Source organism: Nostoc cf. edaphicum LEGE 07299, assembly GCF_015207245.1.
Classification (GTDB): domain Bacteria; phylum Cyanobacteriota; class Cyanobacteriia; order Cyanobacteriales; family Nostocaceae; genus Nostoc; species Nostoc edaphicum_B.
On sequence record NZ_JADEXF010000039.1, the window covers coordinates 1 to 10,339 of the forward strand.

The following is a 10,339-nucleotide window of genomic DNA, read 5'->3' on the forward strand; positions in this document are numbered from 1 at the left end:
ATGCTTCTGTGGATTGGGCAACTGGTGTCCCAGTTAGCAGATAAAGTTTTCTTCGTTTTAATGATTGCTCTGCTGGAGAACTACTCACCGCTTCCTGGGTTGGCACAAAACTCAATGTACTCAACCTTGATGCTGTCCTTTACAATACCAGCAATTTTGTTTGGCTCTGCTGGTGGTATCTTTGTTGACCGTTTGCCAAAAAAGCTGATTATGATTGGTTCAGACATTGTGCGGGGAATACTAACGCTGTGTCTTCCTTTCTTACCACGAGAGTTCCTGATTCTATTAATCTTGACTTTTGCCATTTCCTCAGTGACGCAGTTTTTTGCACCGGCTGAACAAGCAGCCATTCCCTTGTTGGTGAAGCGAGAAAATTTGTTGGCAGCCAATGCGCTGTTTAGCAGCACCATGATGGGAGCTTTAATTGTTGGCTTTGCGATCGGTGAGCCGATTCTGAGTTTGTCAAAAAGCTTGATGGGAGAACAATACGGTCAAGAGCTTGTAGTTGGTGGACTATACATATTATCGGCTGCGATCATGCAGCCAATTAAGTTTAAAGAACACAAACCCCACCAAGAACATCAAGCATCAAATAACCCTTGGGCTGAATTCACTGAGAGCCTGCGGTATCTCAAGAAAAACCGTTTGATATTGAATGCCATGCTGCAACTGACAACTTTATATTGTGTGTTTGCAGCCTTAACGGTGTTGACAATTCAATTAGCCGAGGAGTTTGGCCTTAAAGAAAAACAGTTTGGCTTTTTCTTAGCAGCAGCAGGGGTAGGTATGGTCTTTGGCGCGGCGATTTTAGGTCATTGGGGTGATAAATTGCATCACAAGCCTCTACCTTTAATTGGATTTTTGATAATAGCACTAGTTTTAGGGGTGTTCACTTTTACACATAACTTGTTGCTAGCGCTAACACTCTGTGGATTTTTAGGTGTAGGCGCTTCCTTAATTGGTGTTCCTATGCAAACTTTAATTCAACAGCAAACACCGCCTACCATGCATGGTAAAGTATTTGGCTTTCAAAATCATGCCGTTAATATCGCTCTGGCGTTACCTCTGGCCATTACTGGGCCATTAACTGATGCTCTGGGCTTGCGAACTGTGCTGGTAGCAATGAGTATTGTTGTCGTAGTTGTCGGTGTTTGGGCTTGGAAAAATACTCGCAGAGTCTTGCAAGACGTAATTTAATTAATGTAGGCTAATAGTCTAGCTTTATATTTAATATAAGAATTAATAAGATTTTGATTGAAGTTTTCAATTAAAATGAAATCTTAAATACAGAATCCAGCATTAACTTTAGCTATAGTCTGAGGTTTGACCGTGCGTTCACGAAGTGTCTCCGCAGGAGAATCGCTCTCCCAAATCAGTCTCCCACAAACCGAGAATCACAAACAGTCTCGTGCTTCTAGCCCGCCAGCCTTGCCCAAACGAGCATCTGGCGGTTTTGCTCTGCTTGACAGCCTTCATCGCCACGGCGTTGATTATATTTTTGGTTATCCCGGTGGGGCAATTCTACCAATTTACGACGACCTGTATAAGGTGGAAGCAACTGGTGCTATGAAGCACATTCTCGTGAGGCACGAACAGGGTGCAGCCCACGCTGCTGATGGTTACGCCCGTGCCACAGGAAAAGTAGGAGTCTGCTTTGGTACTTCGGGACCAGGAGCAACTAATTTGGTGACAGGCATCGCCACAGCCTACATGGATTCAATCCCGATGATTGTGGTTACAGGACAGGTAGCACGTCCGTCGATTGGTACAGATGCGTTTCAAGAAACCGATATTTACGGAATTACGCTCCCAATCGTCAAGCACTCCTATGTGGTGCGTGACCCTAAAGATATGGCGCGAATTGTCGCCGAAGCCTTCCACATCGCTAGCACTGGGCGTCCGGGGCCAGTTTTGATTGATGTCCCCAAGGATGTAGCTTTAGAAGAATTTGACTATGTACCTGTAAAACCAGGTTCAGTGAAGTTACGCGGTTATCGTCCCACTGTGAAGGGAAATCCCCGGCAGATTAATGCCGCGATCCAGTTGATTACTGAAAGCCGCCGTCCGCTATTGTATGTGGGTGGTGGTGCGATCGCAGCGGGTGCCCATGAAGAAATCAAACAACTAGCTGAATTATTCGATATCCCTGTCACCACAACCTTAATGGGGATCGGTGCATTTGACGAACATCATCCCCTAGCTTTGGGAATGTTGGGGATGCACGGCACTGCTTACGCTAACTTTGCCGTTAGTGATTGTGACTTGCTGATTTGCGTTGGCGCTAGATTTGATGATCGCGTTACAGGCAAGTTAGACGAATTCGCCTCCCGCGCTAAAGTAATTCACATCGACATCGATCCCGCAGAAGTCGGCAAAAACCGCATTCCCGAAGTGCCCATTGTCGGCGATGTGCGGAATGTGTTAGTAGACTTATTGCGTCGCTGCAAAGAAATAGGGGTAAAGGCTACACCTAATCAAAACCAAGAATGGCTAAATCTAGTTAACCGTTGGCGCGAAGAGTATCCCCTAATCGTGCCGCATCATCTCGACAGCATTTCACCCCAAGAAGTGATTGTAGAAGTCAATAGCCAAGCACCTCACGCTTTCTACACCACAGATGTCGGACAACATCAAATGTGGGCAGCACAATTCCTGAAGAATGGCCCAAGGCGCTGGATTTCTAGCGCTGGTTTGGGAACGATGGGTTTTGGCTTACCTGCGGCAATGGGCGCTAAAGTAGCGTTTCCTGATGAAGAAGTCATTTGTATCAGCGGTGATGCTAGTTTCCAAATGTGTTTGCAAGAACTTGGTACGCTTGCACAGTATGGGATAAATGTCAAGACAATAATTCTTAACAACGGCTGGCAAGGGATGGTGCGCCAGTGGCAGCAAGCCTTCTATGGTGAGCGTTACTCATGCTCCGACATGGAAATAGGGATGCCAGACGTAGAGTTGTTGGGAAAAGCTTATGGCATTAAAGGCATGATAATCAGCGATCGCAGTCAATTAAAAGATGCGATCGCTGAAATGCTGGCACACAAAGGGCCAGTAATCTTAAATGTCCACGTCACCAGAGACGAAAACTGCTATCCAATGGTAGCCCCTGGTAAGAGCAACGCTCAAATGGTCGGCTTGCAGAAACAACCGCCAAAAGCAGCAGCCGAGCCAGTGTATTGTAGCAACTGCAATGCCAAAAATGCTCCTACCCACAACTTCTGTGCTGAGTGTGGGACGAAGCTGTAACGCTTTTTGATAATTCAAAACCAAAGAGGTAGGGGAGCAAGGAGAAGGGGAGAAAGATGTAGGAATATCCCCCTAATTCCTGCCCCCTTTACTCTTGCGTAGGTGTTGCTTAATCTTGCAGATTAGGTTGAGGTAAAAAGATATTTTATAAGTAATTTACTAAATCGCTTTGACTGTTGAAATCTAACAGCGCCTCAGCTAACTCTTCTAGTTGAGTAATCATGATGTGCGAATCTGCTGTTCTATCCTTGGTTCTCAATTGCAGCAAAAATTAATTGTTGTCTGTCTTATCTAATAGGAATGGGTTGTAGTTTAAGAATGTCTACAGCTAAACTCAAATCGAGCAAACCTAAATCATTTGTGAAAAATAAGAACTCCGACTTGGTTGAAAAGTCGGGTTTCTGTGGATTTATATTCTCAATATTTACTTAATATATTCAGACTTAGTGTATATTGCTGAAATATACACGCATTGATTAACTAAAACTACTTTATCAAACTTAGGTTTTATTAAAAATTCATATACTTTTTGCTTTAGTTAGTTAAATATGCGAGTTAGAGTTGATTTTATATAAATCAGTTTTGTCAAAAAGTTCAGTAACATTCCTCTTTTATTAACAAGTTAAATATCACTAGAATATTAATGGTAGTGATGGCTTAGTTGATTAAGAAAACGTCAATTATTCCAGGTGTATCTATTTCTAACTCTCTTTCAGGCAGATTCAGGAGTCTTAAAATAACCGCTCTCTTTCTTTTACAAAAGAGAGTTTAGCTTCCCCTTGATTGAGGGAGGTTAGATTCTTGTTAGCGAATTAATGTACTAAGCATTAATAGTCTATTCATTTAGAAATCGCTGTGTTCAAGTTTTCTTGGGCAACAGCGTCATGATTTCTATTGGAAAATTGCACTTTTATTTATAACTGAGAACAAACACAACTTCTTTAAGCTTTGAATATTTATCAACCCATTTTACCAATCCCCATGCAACAATATATTTCTCATTTGCTCATACTGGTATTAGGAACAAGTTCAACTTTCCTCGTTACTCCATCTCAAGCTCAAACTCCGGTAAAAACCAACAGTCAAAATTCTGAAAATGTTACTTCCATATCTTCAAATTCACCTTCGGCTACCCAATTGAGTGATTTTGCTAATTCTACTAATAGTAAACCACCTCTTTTTTTTGAGGCAGCTAATAACTCTTCTGTTCCTAATGCCAATAGAACAGCAAATAAGCCTCGTACACGGCTTCCTATATTCAGCAGAATTTTTCCTACGCCTTCAATGCAGCAATAATTATTTGCATTCGTACAAGAGGTCTAATATACTTTAACCTCTCTCCTAAAAGAAGAGAGGTTTTGAATGTTACTCCCCAACGCTTATAGGAAAGTACTGTTTTTGTTAGATATATATTGGACTCAACTGAGAACCGCTATATAAATTCTAATACTACATAGGAAGATAAATCATGCCAGTACTTCGTATCCTTCATTTAGTTGGGTCTGCATACAATAATTTTTACTGTGATTTATCACGCCTTTACGCCCAAGACTGTCTTGCAGCAACGGCAGATCGATCGCACTATGAATTTCAGATTGCATACATCACACCCGATCGCCAATGGCGATTTCCTGCTTCCCTCAGCCAAGAAGATATTGCTGATACCAAACCGATGACTCTGTTTGCTGCCATAGAGTTTATAACAGCGCAAAACATTGACCTTGTGTTACCACAAATGTTTTGTATTCCTGGAATGACTCACTACCGCGCCCTATTCGACCTGCTGAAGATCCCTTATGTCGGCAATACTTCAGAGATCATGGCGATCGCAGCGCACAAAGGCAGAACCAAAGCAATTGTTGAAGCCGCAGGGGTAAAAGTGCCTCGTGGAGAACTGCTTCGCCAAGGAGACGTTCCGACAATTACACCTCCAGCGATCGTCAAACCCGTAAGTTCCGATAACTCTTTAGGGATAGCCTTAGTCAAAGAGGCTACTGAATATGACGCTGCTTTGAAGCAAGCATTTGAATATGCTTCGGAGGTCATTGTAGAAGAATTTATCGAACTCGGTCGAGAAGTCAGATGCGGCATCATTGTCAAAGATGGGGAACTAGTGGGTTTACCTCTTGAAGAGTATCTGTTAGACCCTCACTCCAAACCCATCCGCAACCATGCAGATAAACTCCAACAAACGGACGATGGCAACTTGCGTTTCGCCGCTAAAGATAACAAGAAGTCTTGGATTGTAGACCCTAACGATCCGATTACCCAAAAGGTTCAGCAAGTAGCTAAGAAGTGTCATCAGGCTTTGGGTTGTCGTCATTACAGTTTATTTGACTTCCGCATCGACCCAAAGGGAGAACCTTGGTTCTTAGAAGCCGGATTGTATTGTTCTTTTGCCCCCAAAAGTGTGATTTCCTCTATGGCAAAAGCAGCCGGAATGCCTCTAAATGAGTTATTAATCACAGCTATCAATGAAACTTTGGGCAGTAATCAAAAGGTGTTGCAAAATTGCTCGTGAATTTATCGCTATAGGTTTTTCTGCTTGTAGTGGGTAGGAGAGCGATCGCTAATTAAGTGCGATCGCTTTACCAACACCTGCCGTAGGATACCCAAATGACTGTAGGACAAACCTTTTAAAAGGTTTTTAATTCCTAGTTAGTGGTTGTTAAATTAATGCGTAACTATTTCCTCGAAGAGGGATAAGTAACGAGATGCTTGTAACTCGATCGCAAATTCTTGTTCGGCTTTCTCACGAGCGCGATCGCGAAGTTTTTGATGCCGTTCTTTATCTTCTATTACCCAGATAATACCATTTGCTAAGTCATCATAACTAAAACATTGCGCTCGATATCCATTTTTTTGATGTTCAACTATATCTTTGAGTCCCGTTGAATCAAAAGAAACCACAGGTGTACCGCAGGACAAGGATTCACAAGCAGTCAGTCCATAAGCTTCTTCAATTGAGGGCACAATCATCACATCCGAAGATGCATACAAAAGCGCTAGTTTATTCTCATCATCAACTTTGCCTAAGTAATGCACCTTAAAACCTAAATCAACTGGATCTTGAGGTTGAGATGAACCAAAAACAATCAGTTCAATCTGATCTTTCCACTCAGACTGGTTCAATTTTTGTAATGCTGATTGCAATAGATCAAATCCTTTTCTGAAATTGCTAGTTGCGTTGATTGCTCCGAATAGAATTAGTTGCTTATTTTGCGGGAGGCTCAGTAAGTTTCTGGCTACTTGACTCTTTGTTGGTTTATAAATGCTGAGGTCTAAGCCGTGAGGAATAACTCTGATGTCACTATTTTCAAATAGTGAACTGGATTTAGCACATTCAGCAAGCCAATTACTAGGAGTGACAATAGTAAGCTTGAGATTTTGCCATGCTTTAATTTTACGTTGCCAAACCCAGCGAGATAAATCCCAGCTTTGCTTGCTACCGAGTTGAGGGCAATTTCCACAATATTTTGTATAGCGATCGCACCCTAGAGAATAGCAGCATCCACCTGTGAATGCCCACATATCATGAAATGTCCAAACAATGGGCTTATTGAATTTTGCCAGTGCTTCAATTGGTATAAATCCGTCACATATCCAATGCAGGTTAATGATGTCTGGCTCAAGTTTAGCAATTTGCGATGTAACTGTATTAGGGAGCCATTGCAGCCGGAAAAATGTAGGGTTACGTTGCCTATTTTTATAAAGTTTTACTGGTAAATCATTTAAAATCGGATGAGCTTTCCAGATTGTTTTGCCTAACTTATTGGGAGAACTAATTAGAGTAGAGTCAGCTATTCTTTTATCTTGAATTAGCATCTGAGAATCAATTTCTAACCTCAGTAGTTCCTGATGTAGCCGATAAGCAGCACGAGCAGCTCCCGCTCCTCCCTTGGGATCATAAGTGTTAACCAATAGAGGCTTAATCATTGTTAATTTAATTATTTATTCACTAACAGAAAGTTTAAGGCTACCAAAACACGATCCGCAGATGGTTAAATATTAGTACAAATCATCTTCCAATTCGATCAAATTATTCATTTGTAGCAATTAGTGATGCAGTTCAACTCTCGGAAATATATCGCAGTCTATCGGCTCACCAGGTTTTTTGGCTTTGAATGAATTCAATTCTGGTAGATCAATTTCTTCAACAGGTCTGAAAGGCCATGCTTTCGGGCGATGATAGTAAGTAATATCATCGCCAGTCCAATTCGTGACTACCGCACGTCGTTGTGTAGAAGATATGTTGGTTACTGAATGATGAATTGTCAGAAAATGATGAACCAAGCAATCTCCAGGCTCCATATCCCAAGATAAAATTTCTTGCGGTTCTGGCTCTACAAACCAAGAGGGGTTTGATCCTTCACGTAACTCTTTGCCCCATCGATGAGAGGCTTTGATATACTCTAATCGACCATTTTCTTGGTTGACACTATCTAAAGCCAGCCAAATCTTACAACACTGCCAGCCTTGTATCGGCCAGTAAGGTAGGTCGTTATGCCACCCAACACGGCTGTTTGTTTTCGGCTTTTTAACAAAGAAACCGTCAGTCAAAAAGTTGAGTTTTTCTGATTTCAAGACTTGAGCGGCGAGCGTGGCTAGCGGAGATTCAAAAGCTAAAGCACGGAAATCAGCATCAGTAAGCCATAAGCTACTGCTATGTTCCACATGACCGTTTGATTTGGGGATGCCTTTAACTTCCAATGGGCCAGGGATTAATGCATTCTTGTCAACTGCTGTTCGCATCCGTTCTACCCAAATGTCATCCAAAACATTTTTGACGCAGATAACACCGTCTCGCTGGAAAGCTTCAACTTGTTGGCTGGTAATTTTTGATCTGTCTACCTTAAGCATTACGAAAAAATGAATAAAGTCAGCTTTATAAAATAACAGATTTCTCTAATCTGCTTGAGCGAATATTAATTTTGTCACTATTTTGGAAATCTTTTTTAATGTAGAGTAAAGATGTAAGTTAGCAGTTCTTCCTATAGATGGATAAATCTCCAAGTTGAGTACAACTTTTTTTGTTCATATCCGTAACCAAGAAATTTAATCCTAACTACCCAAATCTTTTTTAACAATGAGTGGCACAAGTGAAGCTAATCGTAATACACCAGATACAATAAATACTTCTGCTATGCCAAAAGATCCAGCAAATTGAGCGATGAAGCCACCGATAGTTGCTCCTAAAGCACCACTTGCTCCAGCAACAGCTGCTGCTGTTGCAAAATAGATAGACTGATTTTTTACTGGTGCAATTTCTATCTGAAGATTGTTGTTACACAAGTCAACTCCTCCCCAATTAGCTCCAATAAAAATGTGTAACAGCGGCAACCATAGCCAGAGATCGAGAGGACTAGAACCCATCTTCAGCCACAGCCAAGGTATGACTGCAATTAGAATTCCAGTAGAAATTAGAATCGGACGATTGCCTAGTTTATCTGCTAATCTACCCCACACGATGAGCATTAGCATGTGTGCCCCTGCTCGCAGGCTATTGTAGAAAGTTACCCAACTCACATCCAAGTTCAGTGTGTCTAGCAGGTAGAGATTAAAAAACGGGGCACTCAGATTAACAGCAAATGTCCATGAGCCGAAATAAAGTAGAAACACCAAAAAATTAGAGTTTTTCCAAATGCTATTATCTATCTTATTTTGAGGAGTTGGCATTTGCGGCAGAGAGATTGGTTCAGATATCTCACCAGGTTCATTTTGTACCGAGTCCGACTGAATCTCACTAGTTTGAGATGAGTTAGCATAATAAGTATTTTGTAGTTGAGGGTTTATATCAACCTGAAAATACTGACACCCCAAGCTCACAATTCCAAAGATAATGCCTAAGAGCAAAACCACCCCATAACCTTGAATAGCTCCCCCGTACCAATGTGATACGGCTAGACCGGCTATTGGTAAACCGACCAACTCGGTTAAGTTGGCAAGGCTATTGCGTAGCCCGAAATATCTACCTCGTAATTGCCGTGGGACTAACATTGCTATCCAACTCAACCAAGATGCGGCTCCTAGTCCTCCTAAAAAATGGCTGCATACGAGAATCAAAAGCGACAATATCACTAGTTGATTGGAATTAAGCCCTCCCCAACTAAAGCTAACAATGCCAATTACTAAAATCAGCCATAGTAGCCGACCAATCCCATGAGTGCGAAGGGAATACTGAAAGCGGCTAGTGCTGCGTTCAGACAAATAAGCACCCATCGGCTGAAAGAGATTCACCAACATGGGGATAGAACTCACCATGCCAAATACCACTGGACTGGCATCCAACCCCACCAAGAAATTACCTAGCAAAATTCCGCCAGTACCAATAGAGAAAACTGCTGCGAAAACACCATCGACAGTAGAGGCGCTCAAACTCCTGCGAATACCATCTTTAGAAATACGAGGGCTGAATGTTGAGGTAGGAGAGAGTGTTGTTGATGGTGAAGCAATCTGAGCAACTTCTATAGAAAGAGGCGCACCTGTTTCAATTTGAGAAGCATCCATAAATCTAGTATTTAAGAAAATAATTAGGATTTACGCATCATACATATGTACTATACTAACTTTGGGCTTTTGATCAACCGCAGGGATAGTCTGTACGATCATCAGATATTGTGTTTTTCATTTCAAGAGTTGATATACCCGATTTGCCATTACGAATCTATCTAATGTTTGTAAACTAAGAAACCCGCGATCGCATCCAAAAGTGCTTCTGGCTCATCTGCGCGGATCAAATGACTGCTATTCTCAAAAATTCTCAAATCTGCATTAGGAATTACCTGAGCAATTTCTTCAGAAAATTCTGGAGCGCAAATCCAGTCATGCCGACCTGCAATAACTAAAGTAGGTGCAGTAATTTTGTGTAGCTGGTCAAGAATATTGTAGTTGCGGAGGAAACCGCCAAAAGCAACATTAATCGCATCAACTGAAAGAATATTCCGCTGCCAAGTAATGGCTGAGGTGGTGGAGTTATATTTTAGCGAATACATTGATCCCAACACTTGAAAATATTGTCTTAACTGTTCCTCATTTTCAAAATTTCCATCCCAAAGCCTTTGAGCGCTTGCTTTTTGTTCTTCAGTTCCCTTTGATG

9 protein-coding genes are annotated in these 10,339 nt (G+C 41.7%); 3 read left to right on the plus strand and 6 right to left on the minus strand.

Going from position 1 to position 10,339, the window contains the following annotated elements:
* Both IQ229_RS02090 and ilvB read left to right on the plus strand, forming a co-directional pair.
* On the plus strand, positions 1-1,197 hold a 1,197-nt coding region (locus IQ229_RS02090), incomplete at its 5' end, for an MFS transporter (RefSeq protein WP_194040840.1).
* 132 nt (positions 1,198-1,329) lie between these two features.
* Complete coding sequence (ilvB, locus tag IQ229_RS02095) at positions 1,330-3,243, plus strand: biosynthetic-type acetolactate synthase large subunit (protein WP_194040842.1); 1,914 nt, start codon at positions 1,330-1,332, stop codon at positions 3,241-3,243.
* Positions 3,244-3,388: 145 nt separating this feature from the next.
* Here the strand turns inward: ilvB and IQ229_RS02100 are convergent, their stop codons facing one another.
* The gene (locus tag IQ229_RS02100) at positions 3,389-3,466 is read right to left on the minus strand and encodes a DUF4351 domain-containing protein (RefSeq protein WP_194040854.1); all 78 of its coding nucleotides are present in this window, start codon (positions 3,464-3,466) and stop codon (positions 3,389-3,391) included.
* Positions 3,467-4,325: 859 nt separating this feature from the next.
* Positions 4,326-4,463 (minus strand): hypothetical protein, encoded by a 138-nt coding sequence (locus IQ229_RS02105; RefSeq protein ID WP_194040844.1) that lies wholly within the window; start codon positions 4,461-4,463, stop codon positions 4,326-4,328.
* A 248-nt stretch (positions 4,464-4,711) separates the two neighbouring features.
* Here IQ229_RS02105 and IQ229_RS02110 point away from each other — a divergent pair, with 248 nt between their 5' ends.
* The gene (locus tag IQ229_RS02110; RefSeq protein ID WP_194040846.1) at positions 4,712-5,764 is read left to right on the plus strand and encodes a D-alanine--D-alanine ligase family protein; all 1,053 of its coding nucleotides are present in this window, start codon (positions 4,712-4,714) and stop codon (positions 5,762-5,764) included.
* A gap of 152 nt (positions 5,765-5,916) precedes the next feature.
* Here the strand turns inward: IQ229_RS02110 and IQ229_RS02115 are convergent, their stop codons facing one another.
* The 4 genes from IQ229_RS02115 to IQ229_RS02130 all read right to left on the minus strand — a co-directional run.
* A complete protein-coding gene (locus tag IQ229_RS02115; RefSeq protein ID WP_228013025.1) occupies positions 5,917-7,179 on the minus strand; it encodes a glycosyltransferase family 4 protein in 1,263 nt (420 codons plus the stop codon).
* 120 nt (positions 7,180-7,299) lie between these two features.
* Complete coding sequence (locus IQ229_RS02120) at positions 7,300-8,103, minus strand: phytanoyl-CoA dioxygenase family protein (protein ID WP_194040848.1); 804 nt, start codon at positions 8,101-8,103, stop codon at positions 7,300-7,302.
* 201 nt (positions 8,104-8,304) lie between these two features.
* Complete coding sequence (locus IQ229_RS02125; RefSeq protein ID WP_194040850.1) at positions 8,305-9,750, minus strand: MFS transporter; 1,446 nt, start codon at positions 9,748-9,750, stop codon at positions 8,305-8,307.
* 161 nt (positions 9,751-9,911) lie between these two features.
* The coding region (locus IQ229_RS02130) for an alpha/beta hydrolase (protein WP_194040852.1) at positions 9,912-10,339 on the minus strand (428 nt) is incomplete at its 5' end.